We start from the raw sequence: 23,286 nt of genomic DNA on the forward strand, positions 1-23,286 counted from the left end.
TGCTCATGGTTTGGCCACTCCGCCTTCGCTGACGATCTTGATCGGGGCCGGCGGCGTCACGCGCGGCTGCAGCACCTGGGCGAGCACCTGCTCCTTGGGGCCGAAGGTCTGCATGCGGCCGTCGCGCAGCACCAGGATCTGGTCAACCGCCTCGACGCCGATCGGCCGGTGCGCCACCACGATGACGATGGCACCGCGCTCGCGCGCCGAGCGGACGGCGCGGGTCAGAGCCTCGTCGCCTTCGGTGTCGAGATTGGAATTGGGCTCGTCGAGCACGATCAGGAAGGGGTTGCCGTAGAGCGCGCGCGCCAGCGCCACGCGCTGGGCCTGGCCTGCGGAGAGCGCGGCGCCCTGCTCGCCGACTTGCGTGTTGTAGCCCTCGCGCATCTTGATGATCATCTCGTGCACGCCGGCCTCCTTGGCCGCGGCGATGATCGCGTCGGAGGTGGCCTCGGGATCGAACCGGCTGATGTTCTGCGCGATGGTGCCGCCGAACAATTCGACGTCCTGCGGCAGATAGCCGATGTGGCGGCCGAGCGCGTCGCTCGACCATTGATCGAGCGCCGCGCCGTCGAGCCGCACCTTGCCGCGCACCGGCTGCCAGACCCCGACCAGCGCGCGGATCAGCGACGACTTGCCGGAGCCGCTCGGGCCGATCACGCCGAGGCCGTTGCCGGCTGCGAGCGCGAACGTGACATCCTGCACCACGAGACGCTGATCGCCCGGCGGCACCATGGCGACGCCTTCGACCGACAGCCGGCTGGTCGGCGCCTGCAACTGGGTCGGCATCGCCTGCGCCGGCATCTGCTCCAACAGGCGCGTCAGACGCTGCCAGCTCTGGCGCGCCGCGACGAAGGATTTCCAGTGCGCAATCGCGAGATCGACCGGCGCGAGCGCGCGGGCGGACAGGATCGAGCCGGCGATGATGATGCCGGCGGTCGCCTCCTGGTGGATGACGAGATAGGCGCCGACCGCGAGCACGGCCGATTGCAGCATCATGCGCAGCACCTTTGCGACCGCGCCGAGACCGCCGGCGACGTCGCTCGCCCGCTGATTTCCCGCGAGGTATTTTTCGTTGGCCTCGCTCCAGCGCTGGTTCATTCGGCCGGCCATTCCCATCGACACCATTACTTCGGCGTTGCGGCGGCTGGCCTGGGCGAGATCGTTGCGCTGAGCGGCAAGGCCCATCGCCTCCTTCGCCGGCTGGCGGGACATGAACTCGGTCACCAGCGTCAACCCGACCAGGATGACGGCGCCGACCAGCGCGGTGACGCCGATCAGGACGTGGAAGGCGAAGCAGATGGCGAGATAGAGCGGCAGCCAGGGCAGATCGAAGAACGCGCTCGGGCCCATGCCGCCAAGGAAGGATCGGACATTGTCGAGATCGCGCAGCGGCTGCAGGCCCTCGTTGCGGCTGCCGACCAGCAGCGGCAGGCGCACGATGGTGTCGAAAACGCGTTTGTTGAGGGCCTCGTCCAGCGCGGTGCCGATCCGCCCCAGGATGCGGTTGCGGATCATGTCGAGCACGCCCTGCGCCATGTAGAGGAAGCTGGCGAGGATGATCAGGCCGACCAGGGTCGGGATGCTGCGGCTCGGCAGCACCCGGTCGTAGACCTCCAGCATGAAGATCGACCCGGTCAGATAGAGCAGGTTGATCATGCAGCTCATCAGGCCGACGCCGATGAAGGCCGTGCGACAAGCGCGCAAGGCGTCACCGAGCTCCGAACGGCGGACGCCAGGGATCGCTGCCATCAGTCTGATCTCTTTCGGCTAAAGGGCAAGGCCCTGATTTCAAAGGCGATTCAAGGAGTACTCGCCTCGGATTAACATCTGTTTTCCGGCCGTCCGATGCGGTCGAATTTAATCCGAGGCCTGATGGGCCACATCTACCCCCGACAGCCCTCCGCGCAAGTCCGGAATTTCACAGGCTTGCGGCTTTTTCTTGCAGGCTTTCAGCCGCTTCCGGGTGCCGCTCAAGTTCCTCTCAGCCGAAGGCAGGGCTAGAGCCGGCCCCCGCCGCGCACCAGCCGCACCACCAACAGCAGGATGACCGCGCCGATCGCGGAATAGACGATCTCGGAGATCAAGCCGGTGCCGAGGCGGATTCCAAGCTTTGGAAACAAGAGGCTCGCCACCAGCGCACCGCAGATGCCGATCACGATGTCGCCGATAATGCCGAACCCGGCGCCCCGAACGATCTTGCCGGCGAGCCAGCCGGCAACGAGGCCGACGAACAGGATGACGAGCAGGCCTTCGTTGGAAATGTACATCAGTGAGGTCCCTCTCCGTGAACGGGAGCCATGGAACGGGAACCGGCATGAATGGGGTGTGAATGCTGGGAAGGCTCGCGCGGCCCGGCTCAACTCATCCGAAACTATGACACTACGGTGACCGGCTCCGCCAGGACGCATCTGGCCGCCCGACCCGGCCCGACCTCGACATTCGCCGGCAATTGCTCCAGGCAGCGCGGCTCGGCGAGCTTGCAGCGCGGGGCGAAGGAACAATTGTGCGGCTTCTCGGCCAGCGACGGCGGCGTTCCGGGGATGGTCTCCAGTCGCTGGCCCCGCTTGGCGCCGTGGATGGTGGAGGCGAGCAGGCCCTTGGCATAGGGATGCACGGGCGAACGGACGATGTCGCGCAAGGTCCCCTGCTCCACGATCTGGCCGGCATACATCACCGCGACGCGGTCGCAGATCTCGATGGCGACGCCGATGTCGTGGGTGACGAAGATGACGGACATGCCGAACTCGCGCTGGAGCTCGCGCAGCAAGAGCAGGATCTGGATCTGCACGGTGGCATCGAGCGCGGTGGTCGGCTCGTCCGCAAGAAGGATTTTGGGACGACAGGCCAGCGCCAGCGCAATCATGGCGCGCTGGCGCATGCCGCCGGACATTTCGTGCGGATAGGCATCGAGCCGGCGCTTGGCCGAGGGAATGCGCACGACATCGAGCATTTCGAGCGCGCGTGCGCGCCCTTCCGCAAAGCTCTTACCCTCGTGGCGCACCACGCTTTCGGCGATCTGCGCGCCGATCGTGTAGACCGGATCGAGCGCCAGCGCGGGCTCCTGAAAGATCATCGAGACGGTCTGGCCGCGGAACGACGACAGCTCCTCGTCGTTCATGGCGAGCACGTCGCGGCCCAGCACGTTGACCGCGCCTGAAATCTGCGTGCGCTTCTTCGGCAACAGGCGCATCAGCGCACGCAAGGTCACGCTCTTGCCCGAACCGGACTCGCCGAGCAGGCCCAGCACCTCGCTGTTGCCGAGCGAGAGGCTGAGATCGTTCACGGCATAGACCGTGCGCTCGCCGGTGAAGCGGATGTTGAGGCCTGAGATCTCGACGAGGTTTGTCATGAAGGCAGCTTCGGCAATCGGTCGTGATAGTCGGTGACGCGCTGGAACGCGGCGCCGATGGTCAGCAGAGTCGCTTCATCGAAGGAGCGGCCGATCAGCTGCATGCCGACCGGCAGGCCGGTCTTGGTGAAGCCCGAAGGAATGGTCAGTGACGGCAGGCCCAGGAAATTCACCGGGCGGGTGAACAGCGTCAGCCGCTGCAACAGCGCCGGCGCGTTCGGGCCGCCGCCGACGTCGCTCTCCTCGATCGTCGGCGCCGGCACCGGGGACGCCGGCGCGACCACCGCATCGACGCCTGCCGTCGCGGCATTGTGGGCCGCGAGCGCCGGCCCGCGCCAACGCATCGCCTCGAGATACGTGATGGCGGGAACGGCCAGGCCGTTCTGGAGGCGCATCAATGTCTGCGCGCCGTAATCCTGCGAACGCTCGATCAACCAGCGCTTGTGGAAGGCGGCGGCTTCAGCGGCCAGCACGAGCTGGCTCGCCGCCTGCAATTGCCGCTGGTCCGGCAGCTCGACCTTGACGATGTCGGCGCCCTCGCGCTTGAGCACCGCAATGGTCTCGTCGAGCACGCGCGCGACCTCGCTGTCGAGATCGTCGACATAGTCGGTCGCGGGCACGCCGATCTTGAGGCCGTTCAGGGATGCCTTGGTCGCGGCGACGTAGTCCGAGAGAGGCTCGCGGCTCGCGGTCGGATCCTCCGGATCCGGGCCGGCCGTCAACGCCAGCAGCAGCGCGCAATCCTCCGCGGTGCGGGCGAGCGGGCCGACCGTGTCGAGCGATTGCGACAGCGGCATGGCGCCGGCGCGGCTCACGCGGCTCCAGGTGGTCTTGAGCCCCGTGACACCACAGAAATGCGCGGGCATGCGGATCGAGCCGCCGGTGTCGGAGCCGAGCGCGGCATAGGTCAGGCGCGCGGCGACCGCCGAGCCGGAGCCCGAGGACGAGCCGCCGGTGATGTGCGCCACGTTCCATGGATTGCGCACCGGACCATAATGGCTGTTGTGCCCGGTCGCGCCATAGGCGAACTCGGCGAGATGCAGCGTGCCGAGCCGGATTTGGCCGGCGTCCTTCAGCCGCTGCAAGGCCGTGGACGTGACGGTCGGCACGAAATCGCGGCGGATCAGCGAGCCGCAGGTCGCGACGTGACCGGCATCGTAATACATGTCCTTGTGCGCGAGCGGCACGCCATGCAGAGGACCACGGACATTGCCCTTGGCGAGCTCGGAATCGGCGGCATCCGCCGCTTTCAATGCAGTCTCGGCCTCGATCGACATGAAGGCGTTGAGATGCGGTTGCCACTGCGCGATGCGCTGCAGCAGCGCGCGCGTCGCCTCGTGCGAGGACACCTGCTTCATCGCGATCGCGCGCGCGATCTCGGTGAGCGTCATCAAGGCAGGCTCACGGCTCATTTCGACACCTTCTGCGTCTGCGCGAGCACATAGGTGGCGGGCTCCAAATCGAACGGCAGCGTGCCGGCGATGGCGACGAAGCCTTCGAAGGCGGGGCCGATGGCATTGGAGATGCGGGTTGCGATCTCGTCGTCCACAGGCACGCCGGCGATATGCGCGATCGGCTTGATCTCTTTGGGTGTCGGTCTCGTCATGCGGTTTCTCCCCTGGGGGCGCGGCTGTGTCCTGAACCCGGTATCGCCATGTAGCACGCGGCCTCGTGGCCCATATTATCCAGCGCTGTGAGCTTTGGTGTCGCATTTGCGCAGAGCGGCTCCGCAAACGGGCAACGGGTGTGGAAGCGGCAGCCCGAGGGCGGATCGATCGGATTGGGCGGATCGCCCGTGATTGGCGGCGTCTCGGTACGCCTATCAGGATCGGAGGACGGCATCGCGGCGAGCAGCGCGCGCGTGTAGGGATGCGCCGGACTGTCCCAGACCTGGTCGACCGGACCGAGCTCGACGACCTCGCCGAGATACATCACCAGCACGCGGTCCGAGATGTAACGGACCACGTTGAGGTCGTGGCTGATGAAGAGATAAGTGAGGCCGAATTCGCGCTTGAGATCGGCGAGCAGATTGAGCACCTGCGCCTCGACCGATTTGTCGAGCGCGGAGACGGCTTCGTCCAGGATCACCAGCCGCGGCGACAGCGCCAGCGCCCGCGCGATGTTGACGCGCTGGCGCTGGCCGCCGGAGATCTCGTGCGGATAGCGGCTCGCGAAGTTTTCCGGGCGCAGGCCGACCTTGCCGAGCAGCTCGCGCGCAAGGTTGCGCGCCGCCCCATCGGCCATGCCGTGGACCTTCGGTCCGAAGGCGATGGATTCCTCGATTGTCAGGCGCGGATTGAGCGAGGCGTAGGAATCCTGGAACACCATCTGCATGCCGCGGCGCAGCTCGCGCAAGCTCAGCGACTGGCCGACGGTCATGCCGTCATAGATGATGTCGCCGTCATCGCGCGGTATCAGGTGCATCAACAGGCGCGCGGTGGTGGACTTGCCGCAGCCGGACTCGCCGACGATGCCGACCGTCTCGCCCTTGGCGACGGAGAAGGAGACGTTATCGACGGCACGCACGGTGCGTTTTGCGGCGAACAGGCCGCCGCGCACCGGAAAATGCTTGGTCAGGCCGTTGACCTGAAGCAGCGGCTGCGCGAGCCCGCCGCGGTCCTCGACGGGCTCCAGCATGGCGACGGAAGTGTTGGTCTCGCTCATGGCCGCGCTCTCCCACCTCTCCCCATCGGGGAGAGGTCGGCGCGCAGCGCCGGGTGAGGGGGCGCGGCAGACTCGGTGGAGCGTAACCCCTCACCCGGATCGCATCTGACGATGCGACATAGCCGAAGCTTCGCTTCGGCGTTAAGAACGGCCGCCAAAGGCGGCCTATGCCTCTCCCTACGGGAGAGGTGTACGGAGGACGCCGCGACAGTGTGCTTCCGCATCATCATCTCTAGTTCCTGATGTCCATGGCGCTGCGCAGGCCGTCCGAAAGCAGGTTGAAGCAGATCGAGACCGCGAAGATCATCGCGCCCGGCAAGGCCGCGACCCAGGGATTGACGTAGATCGCGGTGCGCAGCGTGTTCAGCATCAGGCCCCATTCCGGCTCCGGCGGTTTTGTGCCAAGGCCGAGGAAGGAGAGGCCGGCCGCCAGGATCATCGAGACCGAGATCAGGCTGGTGGCATAGACGAAGATCGCGCCCAGCACGTTGCCGAGGATATGCACGCGCATGATGGTGAAGGCGCCCGCGCCGGACGCACGCGCGGCCTCGACGAAGTCCATGTTGCGCACGCCTGTCGTGACGCTCTCGGCGACGCGGGTGATCTGCGGCACGAACACGATGGTGAGCGCCACGATGGAGTTGAGGATGCCGGCGCCGAGCGCGCCGGAGATCGCGATCGCCAGCAGCACCGACGGGAAGGCGTAGAACACGTCCACCGTGCGCATGATCGCGGTGTTGAGCTTGCCGCCGACATAGCCGGCAATGATGCCGAGCGAGGTGCCGAGGCAGAAGGCCAGGATCACCGGCAGGATGCCGATCACCAGCGATAGCCGGCCGCCATAGATCAGCCGCGCCAGCATGTCGCGGCCGAGCTCGTCGGTGCCGAGCGGATAACCCGTGGTGCCGATGTGACGGAGGCGGCGGATCATCGAGCCCTTGTAGGGGTCTTCGAGGCCGAGCCACGGCGCGAGGATCGCGGAGAGGAAGATCAGCAACAGCACCAGCGCGCAGGCCATGCTGACCTTGTCGCGCATGATGCGGCGGCCGACGGTCGCCCAATAACCGCGCGCCTTGGTGGCGGGCGCAGCCTGCAGCGCGGCATCGGTGGTGGCGGACAACGGAAGCTCGCTCATCGGCTAGCCCCGCTTGATGCGCGGGTCGATCGCGGCTTGGGCGATGTCGACCAGGAGATTGAGGAACACGAAGAACAGCGCCAGGATCAGGATCGTGCCCTGCAGCAGCGGCAGGTCGCGCTGGAAGATCGCCGAGTTGAGCAGGAAGCCCGAGCCCGGCCAGGAGAACACGGTCTCGATCAGGATCGAGCCGCCGAGCATGTAGCCAAGCTGAAGCCCCATCACCGCGAGCGCGGTGGGCGCGGCGTTCTTAATGACGTGACGGAACACGCCGCGCTCGCGCAGGCCTTTTGCGCGCAAGGCCTCGACGAAATCCTGCGAGAGAATGTCGCCGGTGAGCGCGCGTACCGTGCGGGTGACGATGCCCATCGGGATCACCGACGTCGTGATCGCCGGCAGCACGAGATATTTGAGGTGCGCCCAGTCCCAGGCCCAGGAATTGGAGCCGCTGGGGCCGGCGCCGACCGCAGGCAGCCAGTTCAGCTGGACCGAGAAGATGATCACGAGCAGCATGCCGAGCCAGTAATGCGGCACCGAGACGCCGGCGATGGCAAAGGACGTCGCGACCTTGTCGATCCAGGTCTCGCGGAAATAGCCGGCGATCAGGCCGAGCAAGATGCCCATGGTGAAGCCGATGATGGCGGCGGCAATCGCGAGCGTGACGGTGTTGCCGACCGCGCGCATGACCTCGGCCAGCACCGGACGCCCGGTGGCGATGGAATTGCCGAGATCGCCATGAAGGGCACGCAGCAGCCACAGGCCAAATTGAACCGGCAACGGACGGTCGAAGCCATAGGCGGCGCGCAGCTGCGCCGCGAGCTCCTGCGACGCATCGGCCGGCAGCACGGCGACTAGCGGATCGCCCGGCGTGATGTGCACGAGCAGGAAGCACACCAGCGCCACGCTGATGACGATCGGGACGACGTAGACAATGCGTCTGGCGGTATAGGCGAGCACGTTGTTTCTTTTTCTTCCCTTCTCCCCTTGTGGGAGAAGGTGGCGCGAAGCGCCGGATGAGGGGTTCTATCCGCGGATACAGTCTTGCCGAACGCGAGAGGGGAATCCGCGGAGAGAGACCCCTCACCCGCCTCGCCGCTGTTGCGGCGAGCCACCCTCTCCCACATGGGGAGAGGGTGCACCGAGTTTGCGGCGCGAATTACTGCGCGATCGACACCGGCGAGAAGTCGATGAACCAGCTCTTCGGCTGCACGACACCGGTCACCTTCGGGCTCATCGCGCGCGGGCCGACGTCGTGGGCGACGTAGAGGAAGGCGGCGTCATCGACCGAGGCTGCGTGCAATTCGGCAAGTGCGGCATCGCGCGCGGCGGGATCGAAGGTCTGGCGCGCCTTCTTCACCAGCTCGTCGAACTTGGGGTTGTTGATGAAGCCCCAATTGTTCGAGACCGGTGGCGCCATGCCCGATTGCAGGAAGCGCACCAGCGCGAAGAACGGGTCCATCGCCGCATAGGTGACGTTGGTCGCGTGGGAGCCGTTGGCGCTGGGATCCTTGGCGCCGCGGCGCCAGTTGGTGAACAGCGTATTCCACTCGATGACGTCGAGCTTTACGTCGAAATAGCATTCGGCCAGCGCCTGCTGGAGATACTCGTTCATCGGCAAGGGCTGCATCTGGCCCGAGCCGGACGCCGACGTCTGCGTCTTCACGGTCAGCTTCTTGTTGGGACCGTAGCCTGCCTCCTGCATCAACTTTTGCGCAGCCGCCTTGTCGTACTTGATCTGGAAGGTGGGATTGCCGCGCCAGGGATGGCCGGGCTCGAAGGTGCCGGTCGCCGGCACCATCAGCCCCGCAAGCAGGCCATCCTTGAGGCCTTCGCGGTCGACGCAGAGGTTCGCCGCCTTGCGCACCCGGATGTCGTTCCAGGGCGAGCCCTCGACGCGGGAGAATTGCCACGGCCAGACGTGCGGCTGCTCATTGGCGTAGAGCTTGAAGCCGCGCTGCTTGAGCTCGGGCAGCGCGTCCGGCGCCGGCGCCTCGACCCAATCGACCTGGCCCGAGAGCAGCGCTGCGGTGCGCGCATTGGCTTCCGGCATCGGCAGCAGCACCATCTTGTCGACCTTGGGCACGCGATCCTTGTTCCAGTAGCTCGCGTTCTTGACGAACTCGAGCCGCTCGCGCGGGGTGAAGCTCGCCATCTTCCACGGGCCGGTGCCCGAGGCGTCCTTGGCGAATGCGGTCCAGGCGGCTTGCGACTTCGCCTTGCCGTCCGCGCCTTCGGCCTTGTCGTAGAAGGCCTGCCACTTCGCCGGGCTCGCCATGAACAAATTGGTGAGGTTGATCGGCAGGAAGCTGTCGGGCTCCTTGGTGGTGAGCTCGACGGTCATGTCGTCGATCTTCTTCGCAGAGGCCAGCGTCGGCATGCGCGAGGCGGTGACGCCGACCTGGCTGGCGTCGAATTGCGGCGCGTCCTGCTTCAGCACCTTCTCGACGTTCCACACCACGGCGTCGGCGTTGAAGGGCGAGCCGTCATGGAAAGTCACGCCAGGGCGCAGCTTGAAGGTCCATTTGGTCTTGTCGGCATCATCGACCTTCCACTCAGTGGCAAGGCCGGGGATCACCACGCTGGGCTTGTCGGCAGAGGACAGGTCCCAGCTGGTCAGCGCGTCATACATGGTAAGGCCGGTGAAGCGGTTGCCCTCAAACCCCTGATCGGGCTGGCCGAGCGTGCGCGGAATATCGGCAGCAGTCATGCCGATGCGCAGCACAGTTTCCGCAGCGACCACGCGCGGCCATGCAGCCGCGCTGCCAAGCGCCAAGAGCGCGATCAGCGCCGCCCGTGTCTTCTTGTTCTTGATAAGCATCGCCTCGATCCTTCTTTGGCTTTCGATGATTAATTTTGATGCAATCGTATGCAATGGCTATGCCAAGGAGAAACTTATTCTGCAAATTACCCATGCGACGACAAGTCCTTGTGATCACGCACGGACGAAGGCTGCGCGCTGCCTATTCTGGCATCAAGATTGCAGGTTTGGCCCCGAAATCTCCTGGGAGCTTGGGCCATGCGTATTCGTCTATCGACCTGTCTCGCCGTGCTTGCGCTGACGGTGTCCGCAATCTCGGCGCGCGCCGAAACCGTTGTGCGCTACGGCATCTCGATGGCGGATATTCCGCTCACAACCGGCCAGCCCGATCGCGGCGCCGGCGCCTATCAGTTCACGGCCTATACCATCTACGATCCGCTGGTGGCCTGGGAGATGGACGTCGCCGATCGCCCCGGCAAGCTGGTGCCGGGCCTCGCCACCGAATGGAAGGTGGACGATGCCGACAAGACGAAGTGGCGCTTCACGCTGCGCAAGGGCGTGAAGTTTCACGACGGCAGCGAGTTCAACGCCGATGCGGTGATCTGGAATCTCGACAAGGTGCTCAACGACAAGGCGCCGCAATTCGACAAGCGGCAGAGCGCGCAGGTGAAGACCCGCCTTCCCTCCGTCGCCAGCTACGCCAAGATCGACGACTTCACGGTGGAGATCACCACCAAGACGGTCGATTCCTTCTTCCCCTATCAGATGTTGTGGTTCCTGGTCTCGAGCCCGGCGCAGTACGAAAAGCTCGGCAAGGATTGGGACAAGTTCGCCAGCCAGCCCTCCGGCACCGGCCCGTTCAAGTTGACCAAGCTGGTGCCGCGCGAGCTCGCCGAGCTCACCAAGAATCCGGACTACTGGAACAAGAAGCGCATTCCGAAGGCCGACAAGATCGTGCTGGTGCCGATGCCGGAAGCGCTGACGCGCACCAACGCGCTGCTTGCCGGACAGGTGGACCTGATCGAGACGCCGGCACCGGATGCCGTGCCGCAGCTGAAGGCGGCCGGCATGAAGCTGGTCGACAACGTCACGCCGCATGTCTGGAATTATCACCTCAGCGTGCTGCCGGGCTCGCCCTGGACCGACATCCGCCTGCGCAAGGCGCTGAACCTTGCGATCAACCGCGACGAAGTCGTCGGCCTGATGAACGGCCTCGCCAAGCCTGCCAAGGGCCAGGTCGACCCGTCGAGCCCGTGGTTCGGCAAGCCGAGCTTCGAGCTGAAATACGATCTCGCCGCCGCCAAGAAGCTGGTGGAGGAAGCGGGCTATTCGAAAGCAAAGCCGCTGAAGACCACCTTCATCATCGCGCAAGGCGGCACCGGACAGATGCTGTCGCTGCCGATGAACGAATTCCTGCAGCAGAGCTTCAAGGAGATCGGCATCGACATCGACTTCAAGGTGGTCGAGCTGGAGACGCTCTATACGCATTGGCGCAAGGGCGCCGCCGACGAGATGAACGCCGGCATCACTTCCAACAACATCGCCTATGTCACCTCGGATCCGCTCTACGCCATCGTCCGCTTCTTCCATTCCGGCCAGATCGCGCCGGTTGGCGTCAATTGGGGCGGCTACAAGAACCCGAAGGTCGACGCGCTGATCGACGAGGCCAAGCAGACTTTCGACAGCACCAAGCAGGATCAATTGCTGGCGCAGGCGCACGCGCTGATCGTGGACGATGCCACGCTGGTGTGGGTCGTCCACGACACCAACCCGCACGCGCTGTCACCGAAGATCAAGCAGTTCGTGCAGGCGCAGCACTGGTTCCAGGACCTGACGACGATCGGGATGGAGTGAGGAGCAGGCAAGGGTGGGCACGGCGCTTGGCGCCTTTGCCCACCCGGGATACAAGCGCGACGCGCGATCACCGCCCCTTGGTCGGGATCTTGTTGTACGGCACGTCCTTGTCGACCCGGATGTCGCCGGGCAGGCCCAACACGCGCTCGGCGATGATGTTGCGCAGGATCTCGTCGGTGCCGCCGGCGATGCGCATCGAAGGCGAGGACAGCAGCATCTGCTGGAATTGGCCCTGCGCCGTTTCCTCGTCGTTGCCGGTGAGAACACCGGAAGCGCCCTGCAGGTCCATGGCGTAGGTCGCGATGTCCTGCAGCATCATGCCCGAGACCAGCTTGCCGATCGAATTCTCCGGGCCCGGCCGCTCGCCCTTCGACAAGGCCGAGATCGTGCGGTAGCTGGTGTATTTCAGCCCGTTCGACTTGGCCGCCCAGCTCGCGAGCTTCGAGCGCACGGCGGGATCGTCGATGGCCAGGCCATCCTCCAGCATCAGGGTCGAGCAGAGCTCGAACATCTCAGGCACCCCGGTCGCGAGCCGCGCGCCGATCGACATGCGCTCGTTCATCAGCGTGGTCAGCGAAACGTTCCAGCCGTCGCCGACGGCGCCCAGCCGCTGGCTGTCGGGAATCACGACATCGGTGAAATAGACCTCGTTGAACTCCTGCATGCCGTTGGCCTGCCTGATCGGCCGTACCTCGACGCCGGGGCTCTTCATGTCCAGGAAGAACATGGTGAGGCCCTTGTGCTTGGGCACGTTCGGATCGGTGCGCGCGATCAAAAGGCCATAGTCGGAATAGTGCGCGCCCGAGGTCCAGATCTTCTGGCCGTTGACGACCCAATTGTCGCCCTTCTTCTCGGCGCGGGTGCGAAGCCCTGCGACGTCCGAGCCGGCAGACGGCTCGGAGAACAGCTGGCACCAGATCTCCTCGCCCGATGCGAGCTTCGGCAAGTAACGGCGCTTGGCCTCCTCGCTGCCGAACGCCATCACGGTGGGGCCGCACATGCCTTCGCCGATCTGGAACGGCTGCGTCAGCTTGCCGTAGACGCCCTCCTCCTGCTGCCAGATCACCTTCTCGATCGGCGTCGCGCCGCGGCCGCCATATTCCCTAGGCCAGTGCAGGCAAGCCCAATTGCCCTCGAACTTCTTCTTCTGCCAGGCCTTGCCGACATCGACGATGTCGTGATTGGCAAGGCGGATGCGGCCGAGCGAGGATTTCGACAGCTCAGCATGCAGCTCCTTCGGCGCATTGGCCTCGATCCATTTGCGCGCGGTCTCGCGGAACGCGGCTTCCTGCGGGGTGTCGTCGAAGTTCATGGCGCTTCCCTTTTTGTCATTCCGGGGCGCGCAACGCGCGAACCCGGAATCTCGAACCACAATCTCTGGATTCTCAGGTGCGCAATTGCGCACCATAGTTCGTCGCTGCGCGGCGCCCCGGAATGACGGCTAGCCTCTTCCCTTCGTCGGGATCTTGTTGAACGGCACGTCCTTGTCGACACGGATGTCGCCGGGCAGGCCCAGCACCCGCTCGGCGATGATGTTGCGCATGATCTCGTCGGTGCCGCCCTCGACGCGGGTGCCCGGCGCACGCAGCAGCATGGCCTGGAAACGGCCCGCCAGCTCGCCATCCTCGCCGCTGACGACGCCGGCCGCGCCCTGCAGATCGAGTGCGTAGGTAGCAACGTCCTGGATCATGGAGCCCGCGACCAGCTTGCCGATGGAATTCTCCGGCCCCGGCCGTTCGCCCCTCGACAGTGCCGAGATCGCGCGCATGCTGGTGTATTTCAGGCCACTCGCCTTCACCGCCCAGTTCGCCAGCTTTGAGCGTACCGCGCGATCCTCGATTGCCGGGCCGTCGTCGAGCATCAGGCTGGAGCAATACTCGAGCAGTTCAGGGAAACCGGTCGAGACGGCCGCGCCGATCGCGCTGCGCTCGTTCATCAGCGTGGTCAGCGAGACGTTCCAGCCGTCACCGACCTCGCCGAGGCGCTGATGGTCGGGGATGCGGACGTTGGTGAAATAGACCTCGTTGAAGTCGGAGGCGCCGCTCGCCTGCTTGATCGGCCGCACCTCGACGCCGGGGCTCTTCATATCCAGGAAGAACATGGTGAGGCCCTTGTGCTTGGGCACGGTCGGATCGGTGCGCGTGAGCAAAATGCCGTAGTCGGAATAATGTGCGCCCGAGGTCCAGATCTTCTGGCCGTTGATCACCCATTCGTCGCCGTCCTTCTCCGCGCGCGTGCGCAAGCCTGCGACGTCCGAGCCGCCGGCGGGCTCGGAGAACAGCTGGCACCAGACCTTCTCGCCGGAGGCGAGCGGCGGCAGATAGGTGCGCTTATGCTCCTCGCGCGCGAACGCCATCATGGTCGGCCCGCACATGCCATGGCCGATGATGAACATGCGGGACAGCTGGCCGAACGGCCCCTCCTCCTGCTGCCAGATCACGCGCTCGATCGGCGAGGCGCCGCGGCCGCCATATTCCTTCGGCCAGTGCAGGCAGGCCCAGCCGGCGTCGGCCTTTTTCTTCTGCCAGGCCTTCGCCACTTCGAGAATGTTGGCGTTCTTGAGCACGGTGCGGCCGAGCGAGGATTTGCGCAGCTCCTCCTCGTATTGCTTGGGCGCGTTCGCGCTGATCCAGGCGCGGGCCGTGGCGCGGAACTCGGCTTCCTGCGGGGTGTCGTCGAAGTTCATGGTCTCTCATCCCTCGCCGGCGTCGTAGGATGGGTAGAGCGAAGCGAAACCCATCTCCTAGACCACCTGCGTCATGATGGGTTTCGCTTCGCTCTACCCATCCTACAAATCACCAATCGCTACGCCGCGTTCTTCTTCCGCATCCGGTCGATCAGCTGATCCTCCCAATAAGTGAGGCTGCCGAGGCCCAGCGCCATCGCGTTGGCGCGGCGGTAGTACATGTGGCAATCGAACTCCCAGGTGAAACCCATGCCGCCGTGAACCTGGATGTTGTTCTTGGCGCAGTGCTGGAACGCCTGCGTCGCGCTGATGCGCGCGGCGGCGGCGGCTTCCGGCAGCTCGGCCGCATTGGTCGAGAGCGCCCAGGCGCCGTAATAGCTGTTGGAGCGCGCCAGCGTCGCCGACACGTACATGTCCGCGAGCATGTGCTTGACGGCCTGGAACGAGCCGATCTGGCGACCGAAGGCGATGCGGTCGAGCGCGTAGTCGCGCCCCATCTCCAAGGCGCGGTCGGCGCCGCCGACCTGCTCGAACGCGCACAGCACCGCGGCGCGGTCGAGCACCTGGGTGAGGATGCTCCAGCCTTCGCCGGCAGCTCCCAGCGGCTCGGCTTTGGCGTTCTTGAAGGTGATCTCGGCCTGCCCGCGGGTCGGATCGAGATTGGTGAGGCTCTTCACGTCGACGCCGCCGGCTTTGAGATCGACCAGGAACAGCGAGATGTCGCTGTCGCGCGCGCTTGATCCCGTGCGGGCAGCAACCACCGCGAAATCGGCGATCGCACCATCGGCGACCGGCTTCTTGACGCCATTGAGCACCCCGTTCGCAACCGTCAACTTGACGTTCTTCGGCGACGGGTTGCCCTTGCCCTCGAACAGCGCCAGCGTGCCGATGGCCTCTCCGGAAGCAATCGCCGGCAGCCATTTCTTCTTCTGCGCGTCGCTGCCCGCGATCAGCAGCGCTTCGGCGGCGAGGTACACGGTCGAGGAGAACGGCACCGGCGCGTTGGCCCGGCCCATCTCTTCCGCAATCACGCAAAGCTCGAGATGGCCGGCACCCGCGCCGCCGAACTCCTCCGGGATCGCGACGCCGAGGAAGCCCATCTCGGCGAGGCCTTTCCACAGCTCCTTGTCGTAAGGTGCCTTGCCGTCGAGCACGATTCGCACCGCCTTGGGCGAGCATTTCTCAGTGAGGAACTTGCGCGCCTGGTCCCGGAGCTGCTTTTGATCGTCGGAGAAATCGAAGTTCATGGCGGGCTTACCTTTTTCTTGCGGTCATTCCGGGGCGCGACGCAGTCGCGAACTATGATGTGCAGTTGCACATCTGAGAATCTAGAGGTCACTTACTCATCTCGAGATTCCGGGTTCGCCGCTACGCGCCGCCCCGGAATGACGAACTCATTTCAGCACGATCACATCTTCATCCGGCTTGTCCGCATAGAGCCGCTCGACCAGCGCGGCGCGGCGTTCCAGGCCGGCGCGCTGGTTGATGTAGCCCTTGTCGGTGAGCTCGTTGCCGTCGATCGAAGGCGGTTCGACCATCAGCATCGCGCGCGCGATGACCCGGCTGCTGGCGCCCTCGCATTCACGGTTGTGGGCTTCCAGCCCGCGCCTGACGCAGGCGATCACCTCGGGATGCTTCACCGCATCGGCAAAGCTCAGATCGGGGTTGCCGACGAGCTGGCGGCAGGCGTGCAGGTTCGGCCAGGCCAAGAGGCCAATGAAGGGACGATCCTGCCCGGCGACCAGCGCGTCGTGCACGACTGGCGTTGCGGCCGCGATCGCATCGGTCCGCAGCGAGCCGACATGCACGAAGGTGCCGGTGGTGAGCTTGAAGTCTTCGACCACGCGGCCGGCAAAGATGATGCCTTGCACCGGATCGGAATCGTCGACGAAGATGCCGGCATCGCCGATGCAATAGAATCCTTCCTCGTCGAACATCTTTTTCGTCAATTCAGGCTGGCCGAAATAGCCGGGCGTGACGTTGACACCGCGCAGGCGCAATTCGTATTTCGAGCCGCAGGGCACCATCTTCAGCTCGACGCCCGGGAACGGCAGACCGATCAGGCCGACGCGCTCGGTGTCCCAATAGGTGCCGGTCGAAGTCGGGGCGGTCTCGGTCGAGCCCCAGCCGGTGTAGAACACGATGCGCTCGCCGGTGGTCTTCACCGCCAGCGCCTGCATGCGCTCGTAGAGATCGTCGGGCAGGCGCGCGCCGCCATAGGCCATGATCGAGAGATTCTTGAAGAACGAGCGGCAGAGCGTATCGTCCTTCTCCATGGCGGCGGCGAGCGCGGCATAGCCGGCGGGCACGTTGGCATAATAGGTCGGCGAGATCTCGCGCAGATTGCGCAGCGTCTCCTCGAATTGGCCCGGCATCGGCCTTCCGTCGTCGATATAGAGCGTGCCGCCGTCGACCAGGATCGGGTGAAACGCCGCATTGCCGCCCATGGTGTGGTTCCAGGGCATCCAGTCCAGCATGGTCGAGATCGGCCCGTTTGGATCGCGCGGCCGCACCTGCATCATCATCGCCGCATTGGCGCACATCATCTCCTGCGTGTTGATGACGGCCTTGGGCATGCCGGTCGAGCCCGACGTGAACAGCAGCTTGCCAACGGTCTGCGGCGTGATCTTCGCGATCGAGCCCTCGACATCGGCCGTGACAGGCGTTGCCGCGAGCTCGGCGAAGCTGACGCTCTTGATGCCCTCGCAGGGCCGCGCGACGTGAACGACGGTGACGCCGCGGAGGTCGAGCGCCTTCAGCGCCTTCTCGAAGGTCGGGCCGTCCTGCACCATCAGGACGGCCGGCTTGATCAGGTCGAACAAATATTTCAGCTTGACGTGGTCGTGGCTCATCAACGAGTAGGCCGGCGATACCGGCGCTGCCGGGACGCGCGCCTGCATTGCTGCCTGCGTCATCAGCGCATGCTCGATCGAATTGCCGGAGAGGATCGTGACCGGCCGGCCGTCGAGCTCGAGATTGAGCAAGCCCTGCGTCAGCGCGTCCACGATGCGCTTGGCTTCACCATAGGATACCTTGCGCCATTCGCGATTCGGTCCGCCGCGCTGCGCCAGCCAGATGCGCTCGGGCGCTTCCTTCGCCCATTTCGCCAGCGAGGCCGGGATGTGCTTCTCATAAGGCTGCAGCGGAATGCGCGACTTCAACACCACCGTGCCGTTGCCACGACGCTCGACCTCGATGTCGCGCTCGAGCCACTGGACCCTGCGAAAGGCGGGCTTCGTCATCATCACCGCCGCGCTTCCACTCATTTTGCGTCTCCCGGAATTACTGTCCTTTGCGGATCTTCATCGTTCAGCGCCTGATATAGACAGGCTTTCGCTTCTCAAGGAAGGCCCTGATGCCTTCCGAAAACTCTCGCACAAAAATTCTTGCCGGCACCCTTGAGCACGACGACGCGCGTGTCGCGATTGCGTTGCAGGCCCTGGAAATAGTCGTTGAGCGCATCGATCAGCGCAGGATCGAGCGCGTTGAGGTGCTCGGGCCGATTGAGCGTCACCCGGTCGACGCCGTCGTTGTGCTCGATCAGCAGCGGTTGGGACATGGGGCCTCGTGCATCGGTCGTGAGCCGGACTGCGACCCTCCCCTGGAAGGGAAGGGTTAGAAGAGCGCCGCTTACCGCGGTGCCATCCTAATCGCACCGTCGAGGCGGATGGTCTCGCCGTTCAGCATCGGGTTCTCGACGATGTGCACCGCCAGCATGCCGTATTCAGCGGCGTCGCCGAGACGCGAGGGATGCGGCACCTGGGCGCCGAGGCTCTTACGGGCTTCTTCGTTCAAGCCCATCAGCAGCGGGGTGAAGAACAGGCCGGGCGCGATGGTGTTGACGCGGATCTTCTGGCTGGCGAGATCGCGCGCGGCCGGCAGCGTGAGGCCGACGACGCCGCCCTTTGACGCCGAATAGGCGATCTGGCCGATCTGGCCTTCGTAAGCGGCAACCGACGCCGTGTTGATGATGACGCCGCGCTCTTCGCCGATGGGCTCCGCAGTGACCAGGCGCTCGGCGAACAGACGCAGGCAGTTGAAGGTGCCGATCAGGTTGACGTTGATGATGCGCGCGAACTTTTCCAGCGGATAGACGCCGTCGCGGCCGACGATGCGCTGCGAGCCGCCGATGCCGGCGCAGTTCATCAGCACGCGGGCGACGCCGTGTGCGGCTTCCGCTTTGGCAATCGCAGCCTTGATCTGCTCCTCGCTGGTGACGTCGGCGTGCAGCGCGACGCCCTTCACCTCAGCGGCCACCTTCTCGGCGTTTTCCTTGCTCTGATCGATCACGCCGATCTTGGCGCCCTTGGCCGCCATGGCGCGGGCGGTCGCGGCACCAAGGCCCGAACCACCGCCGGTGATGAGAACGGCTACGTCTTTCAACTGCATTGCGTGTACCTTTCCTCTACCTTTTCCTTGGGCGTTTCTTCTCTAGATTTGTGAAGTATCGGCCGGACTATCCGGTCGCGGCAGCTTCCTCGGCTTGCGTGAGGATGCCGCCGCAGATCAGCGTTTCCATGTGCTTGATATATTGCCGGCAGACATCGTCGGTGACCGGGCCGACGCCGGTGGCGCGGGACATCGCGTGCCGGCCGAAGAACAGATGATCGCAGGCACCGATCAGGCTGGTGTAGAACAGCACCGGATCGGTCGGGCGGAATTCGCCGCGGCTGACGCCTTCAGCCAGCAAGCGGCGGTGGAAGTCCAAGAGCGGCGCAACGAAGAACTTCGAGACTTCGTCGGCAGAGCTCGCGCTGGTCTCGTGCAAGAGATAGTGGATCAGCCGGTTCATATAGGGGAACCGGTGATAGGCGCGGATGATGCCGGCGATATGCAGCTTCAGCTTCGCTGTCGACGTGATCGGCTGCGCCAGCAGATATTCGAGATTGGACATCTCGGTGGCGGCATCCCGCGCGAGCAGCGCCAGCAAGAGACCGTCCTTGTTGCCGAAGTGGTACTTGACCAGCGCAGCGTTGGCGCCCGACTTCTGCGCAATGTCGGAGAGCGAGATCTCGATCGAGGAGCGTTCGATCATCAGCTCGCTCGCGGCCACCAGCAATTTCTCTGCCGTGGAATTTTTCCCGCTCGGAAGCCTGTTCGGTACGCTGGTCGCCACGGAGATCCCTGTTTGGCCGCTGGAAGCAGGGCGCAGATAAGCGCAAGCAGCGCCTCATCACAAGAGTTAATTGATCGATTGACTAAACGATCTCCAGCCCCTTAAATCCGTCCCCGACAACCAACCCAATCAAGAATTCAGGGAGAGACCGAAATGGCCGAGGCTTACATCGTCGCCGCTGCGCGTACCGCCGGCGGGCGCAAGGGGGGCCGCCTCGCCGGCTGGCATCCGGCCGATCTCGCCGCCAAGGTCCTGGACGAGCTGGTCGACCGCACCAAGGTCGACCCCGCCCAGGTCGAGGACGTGATCATGGGCTGCGTGATGCAGGTCGGCGAGCAGTCCAACAACGTCGCGCGCAATGCGATCATGGCGTCGAAACTGCCGGAGAGCGTGCCGGGCACCTCGATCGACCGCCAGTGCGGCTCTTCGCAGCAGGCGCTGCACTTCGCCGCGCAGGCGGTGATGTCCGGCGCGATGGATGTCGTGATCGCCGCCGGGGTGGAATCGATGACGCGGGTGCCGATGGGCCTGTCGTCGCAGCTTCCGGCCAAGAACGGCTTTGGCAATTACAAGAGCCCGGGCATCGAGAAGAAGTATCCCAACATCGTATTCAGCCAGTTCACCGGCGCGGAGATGATGGCCGAGAAGTACGGCCTCTCCAAGGATGAGCTCGACGAATATTCTTACCAGAGCCATCAGCGCGCGATCGCGGCGACGCAAGGAGGCCACTTCAAGAAGGAGATCGTGCCGCTCGACATCACCCGCGCCGACGGCAGCAAGGACACCCACCACATCGACGAAGGCATCCGTTTCGATGTCACGCTCGACGGCATCAAGGGCGTCAAGCTGATCGCCGAGAACGGCAAGCTGACCGCGGCCAGCGCCAGCCAGATCTGCGACGGCGCCTCCGGCGTCATGGTCGTGAACGAGAAAGGCCTGAAGCAGCTCGGCGTCAAGCCGCTCGCGCGCGTCCATCACATGACAATGACCGGCGGCGATCCCGTGATCATGCTCGATGCTCCCTTGCACGCGACCAAGCGTGCCCTGGAGAAGGCCGGCATGAAGATCGGCGACATCGACCTGTTCGAGGTCAACGAGGCCTTCGCCTCGGTGCCGACCGCGTGGCTGAAGACCACCGGCGCCGACCCTGACAGCCTCAACGTCAACGGCGGCGCTATCGCGCTCGGCCACCCCCTCGGCGGCTCCGGCACCAAGCTGATGACGACGCTGGTGCACGCCCTGCACCAGCGCGGCAAGCGTTATGGTCTGCAGACCATGTGCGAAGGCGGCGGCATGGCCAACGTGACGATCGTGGAGCGGCTGTAAGAAAAACAAAAGCGAGTAGTGAGTGGCGAGTAGCGAATGGTGAGTAGGCGAAGAGCGGTTTGCCCTTCTTCCCTATTCGCCACTCGCTACTCGCCATTCGCATTTTGAGGAAACGCCATGACCCACCCCTCCATCCATGCCCGCACGACGCCCGACAAGATCGCCTACCGGATGGCCGGCACCGGCAAGGCGATCACCTATCGCGAGCTCGACGAGCTCTCGAACCAGGGCGCGCAGCTGTTTCGCTCGCTTGGCCTCAAGGCCGGCGACCACATCGCGCTGTTGATGGAGAACCGCCTCGCCTTCATGGAGCTGTGCTGGGCCGCGCAACGCAGCGGGCTCTATTACACCGCGATCAGCCGCTACCTGAAGCAGGACGAGATCGACTACATCATCGCCGATTGCGGCGCCAAGGTCGTGATCACCACGCCGAAATGCGCCGACCAGATCAAGGGCCTGATCAAGGGCACGCCCGGCGAGCCGATCTTCTACATGATGGACGAGCCGCTGCCCGGCTTCCGCTCCTACGACAAGGAAGCGGCGGCGCAGCCGACCACGCCGATTGCCGACGAAGTCGCCGGCTACGACATGCTGTATTCGTCGGGCACCACCGGCCGCCCGAAGGGAATCAAGAAGGCTTTCGAAGGCAACAGGATCGACGTGCCGAACGCCTTCCTGCGCGTGCTCTGCGCCGACATGTGCGGCATGAACGCCGAGAGCACCTATCTGTCGCCGGCCCCGCTCTATCATGCGGCGCCCCTGCGCTTCAACATGATGGCGATCGTGCTCGGCGGCACCTCCATCATCATGGAGCATTTTGACGCCGAAGAGTTCTTGAAGCTGGTCGAGAAATACAAGGTGACGCAATCCCAGCTGGTGCCGACCATGTTCGTGCGCATGCTGAAGCTGCCGGACGAGGTGCGCGCCAAGTACGACGTCTCGACGCTGAGGGGAGCGATCCATGCCGCCGCACCCTGCCCCATCGACGTCAAGGCGAAGATGATCGAATGGTGGGGACCGATCCTGATCGAGTATTACGCCGGCTCCGAAGGCAATGGCGTCACCGTCTGCAACTCGCAGCAATGGCTGGAGCACCGCGGCAGCGTCGGCCGCGCCGTGGTCGGCAAGATCAAGATTCTCGACGAGAACGACGAGGAGCAGCCGGCCGGCGAGATCGGCACCGTCTATTTCGCCGACGCGCCCGCGTTCACCTATCACAATGATCCCGAGAAGACGAAGAAGGCCTACAACGCCAGGGGATGGTCGACGCTCGGCGATGTCGGCTATCTCGACAAGGACGGCTTCCTCTATCTCACCGACCGCAAGTCCTACATGATCATCTCCGGCGGGGTGAACATCTACCCGCAGGAGACGGAGGACGTGCTGATCACGCACCCTGAGGTCGCCGACGTCGCGGTGTTCGGTGTGCCGAACGAAGAGATGGGCGAAGAGGTCAAGGCGGTGGTGCAGCCGCACGACATGAGCCGCGCCGGCAAGGCGCTGGAGGCCGATCTGATCGCCTATTGCAAGGGCCGTCTCTCCGCGATCAAGTGCCCGCGCTCGATCGACTTCGAAGCCGAGCTGCCGCGCACGCCCACCGGCAAGCTGGTGAAGCGGCACCTACGCGATCGGTATTGGCCGAAGACGACGGCGAAGATTTAGGGTGTTCTTACCCTCCCCTGGAGGGCCCTGGAGGGGGAGGGTCGATGCGCGTGTCGCGAAGCGGAATGCGCAGCGGGGTGGGGTGATCTCTCCACACGAGACACTGCCCGAGTGGAGAGATCACCCCGCCCCGGCGCTGCGCGCCGACCCTCCCCCTCCAGGGGAGGGTGAAGCGGAGATCAATCAAACAAGCTCGGCGTGTGGTTCACCAGCGCGCCTTCGATCTCCAGCATCTTCAGCTTGGTCACTACCCCGCCATTCGCGGAGAAGCCCCCGGGCTTGTTGCGGGCGGCGAGCACACGATGGCACGGCACCACGATCGGGCACGGGTTGCGGCCGAGCGCCTGGCCGACGTCGCGCGACAGCTGGACGCCGCCGAGCTGTTTTGCGATGTCGCCATAGGTGATGGTCTTGCCGGGCGGAATCGCGCGCGCGATCTCGTAGACGCCGCGATTGAACTCGGGCACGCCGTCGAGGTCGAGCGGGATGTCCGTGAGATCGTCCGGCTCGCCCGCGAGCAGTCTTGTCATGCGGTCGATCGCCTCTCGCACCTCGGCGGTCGGCTCGGCTTCGGTGGCGTCGGCATGGCGCTGGCTGATGCGGGTGCGGATCTTCTGCTCGCCGCCCATCGGCAATTGCGTGCCGTTGATGCCGCGCGGGCCCCAAGCGATGGCGCAAAGGCCGATCTTGGTATCGAACAGGGCAAAATGCTGGTCGGTCATGGCCTGGTTCC

Annotated in this window: 19 protein-coding genes and 1 pseudogene; 3 read left to right on the forward strand and 17 right to left on the reverse strand. The window is 64.9% G+C overall.

All coding sequences use genetic code 11. The annotated features are described in order from the left end of the window. Positions 1–3: 3 nt before the first annotated feature. The 9 genes from N2604_RS37090 to N2604_RS37130 form a co-directional block, all read right to left on the reverse strand. The gene (locus N2604_RS37090) at positions 4–1,752 is read right to left on the reverse strand and encodes a type I secretion system permease/ATPase (protein ID WP_260372866.1); all 1,749 of its coding nucleotides are present in this window, start codon (positions 1,750–1,752) and stop codon (positions 4–6) included. A 248-nt stretch (positions 1,753–2,000) separates the two neighbouring features. Further along, on the reverse strand, positions 2,001–2,270 hold the full coding sequence (locus N2604_RS37095; protein ID WP_197950346.1) for a GlsB/YeaQ/YmgE family stress response membrane protein: 270 nt from the start codon (positions 2,268–2,270) through the stop codon (positions 2,001–2,003). A gap of 104 nt (positions 2,271–2,374) precedes the next feature. After that, the gene (locus N2604_RS37100) at positions 2,375–3,352 is read right to left on the reverse strand and encodes an ABC transporter ATP-binding protein (RefSeq protein WP_260372867.1); all 978 of its coding nucleotides are present in this window, start codon (positions 3,350–3,352) and stop codon (positions 2,375–2,377) included. Further along, positions 3,349–4,764, reverse strand: coding sequence for an amidase (locus N2604_RS37105; protein ID WP_260372868.1), 1,416 nt, complete (start codon positions 4,762–4,764; stop codon positions 3,349–3,351). The genes N2604_RS37100 and N2604_RS37105 overlap by 4 nt, the downstream gene beginning before the upstream one ends. Next, the gene (locus N2604_RS37110; RefSeq protein ID WP_260372869.1) at positions 4,761–4,958 is read right to left on the reverse strand and encodes a hypothetical protein; all 198 of its coding nucleotides are present in this window, start codon (positions 4,956–4,958) and stop codon (positions 4,761–4,763) included. Before N2604_RS37110 ends, N2604_RS37105 begins: the two co-directional genes overlap by 4 nt. Beyond that, positions 4,955–6,016, reverse strand: a complete 1,062-nt coding sequence (locus N2604_RS37115) for an ABC transporter ATP-binding protein (RefSeq protein ID WP_260372870.1) — start codon at positions 6,014–6,016, stop codon at positions 4,955–4,957. Before N2604_RS37115 ends, N2604_RS37110 begins: the two co-directional genes overlap by 4 nt. Positions 6,017–6,248: 232 nt before the next feature. Continuing rightward, positions 6,249–7,151 carry an ABC transporter permease gene (locus tag N2604_RS37120; RefSeq protein WP_260372871.1) on the reverse strand — a complete coding sequence of 301 codons (903 nt, stop codon included), beginning with the start codon at positions 7,149–7,151 and terminating at the stop codon, positions 6,249–6,251. Between the two features lie 3 nt (positions 7,152–7,154). After that, a complete protein-coding gene (locus N2604_RS37125) occupies positions 7,155–8,108 on the reverse strand; it encodes an ABC transporter permease (protein WP_260372872.1) in 954 nt (317 codons plus the stop codon). A gap of 199 nt (positions 8,109–8,307) precedes the next feature. Beyond that, a complete protein-coding gene (locus N2604_RS37130) occupies positions 8,308–9,969 on the reverse strand; it encodes an ABC transporter substrate-binding protein (protein WP_260372873.1) in 1,662 nt (553 codons plus the stop codon). Between the two features lie 198 nt (positions 9,970–10,167). On the opposite strand from N2604_RS37130, the gene N2604_RS37135 reads away from it, so the two are divergent. Further along, on the forward strand, positions 10,168–11,763 hold the full coding sequence (locus N2604_RS37135; RefSeq protein WP_260372874.1) for an ABC transporter substrate-binding protein: 1,596 nt from the start codon (positions 10,168–10,170) through the stop codon (positions 11,761–11,763). A 67-nt stretch (positions 11,764–11,830) separates the two neighbouring features. On the opposite strand, the gene N2604_RS37140 is transcribed toward N2604_RS37135, so the two are convergent. From N2604_RS37140 to N2604_RS37170, 7 genes and pseudogenes are all read right to left on the reverse strand, one after another. After that, entirely contained in the window at positions 11,831–13,075 is a 1,245-nt protein-coding gene (locus N2604_RS37140) for an acyl-CoA dehydrogenase (RefSeq protein ID WP_260372875.1), read from the reverse strand. 129 nt (positions 13,076–13,204) lie between these two features. Next, positions 13,205–14,449 carry an acyl-CoA dehydrogenase gene (locus tag N2604_RS37145; protein WP_260372876.1) on the reverse strand — a complete coding sequence of 415 codons (1,245 nt, stop codon included), beginning with the start codon at positions 14,447–14,449 and terminating at the stop codon, positions 13,205–13,207. A gap of 119 nt (positions 14,450–14,568) precedes the next feature. Further along, positions 14,569–15,696, reverse strand: a complete 1,128-nt coding sequence (locus N2604_RS37150; protein ID WP_260372877.1) for an acyl-CoA dehydrogenase family protein — start codon at positions 15,694–15,696, stop codon at positions 14,569–14,571. A 147-nt stretch (positions 15,697–15,843) separates the two neighbouring features. Beyond that, on the reverse strand, positions 15,844–17,715 hold the full coding sequence (locus N2604_RS37155) for an AMP-binding protein (RefSeq protein WP_260372878.1): 1,872 nt from the start codon (positions 17,713–17,715) through the stop codon (positions 15,844–15,846). Positions 17,716–17,822: 107 nt separating this feature from the next. Then, positions 17,823–18,008, reverse strand: a pseudogene (locus tag N2604_RS37160) (enoyl-CoA hydratase/isomerase family protein); the annotation flags it as partial. 71 nt (positions 18,009–18,079) lie between these two features. Next, positions 18,080–18,838 (reverse strand): SDR family NAD(P)-dependent oxidoreductase, encoded by a 759-nt coding sequence (locus tag N2604_RS37165; RefSeq protein WP_027573235.1) that lies wholly within the window; start codon positions 18,836–18,838, stop codon positions 18,080–18,082. Between the two features lie 67 nt (positions 18,839–18,905). Next, complete coding sequence (locus N2604_RS37170; RefSeq protein WP_260372879.1) at positions 18,906–19,484, reverse strand: TetR family transcriptional regulator; 579 nt, start codon at positions 19,482–19,484, stop codon at positions 18,906–18,908. Between the two features lie 234 nt (positions 19,485–19,718). Between N2604_RS37170 and N2604_RS37175 the strand changes: the two genes are divergently transcribed. Next, positions 19,719–20,891, forward strand: coding sequence for an acetyl-CoA C-acetyltransferase (locus N2604_RS37175; RefSeq protein WP_260372880.1), 1,173 nt, complete (start codon positions 19,719–19,721; stop codon positions 20,889–20,891). A gap of 117 nt (positions 20,892–21,008) precedes the next feature. Then, positions 21,009–22,553: an acyl-CoA synthetase gene (locus tag N2604_RS37180; RefSeq protein ID WP_260372881.1), complete on the forward strand. Its 1,545-nt coding sequence runs from the start codon at positions 21,009–21,011 to the stop codon at positions 22,551–22,553. Positions 22,554–22,732: 179 nt separating this feature from the next. Here N2604_RS37180 and N2604_RS37185 read toward each other — a convergent pair whose 3' ends face one another. Then, positions 22,733–23,275 (reverse strand): methylated-DNA--[protein]-cysteine S-methyltransferase, encoded by a 543-nt coding sequence (locus N2604_RS37185; RefSeq protein ID WP_260372882.1) that lies wholly within the window; start codon positions 23,273–23,275, stop codon positions 22,733–22,735. Positions 23,276–23,286: the final 11 nt, after the last annotated feature.

The sequence above is a fragment of the Bradyrhizobium sp. CB1015 genome (assembly GCF_025200925.1).
Lineage (GTDB): Bacteria > Pseudomonadota > Alphaproteobacteria > Rhizobiales > Xanthobacteraceae > Bradyrhizobium.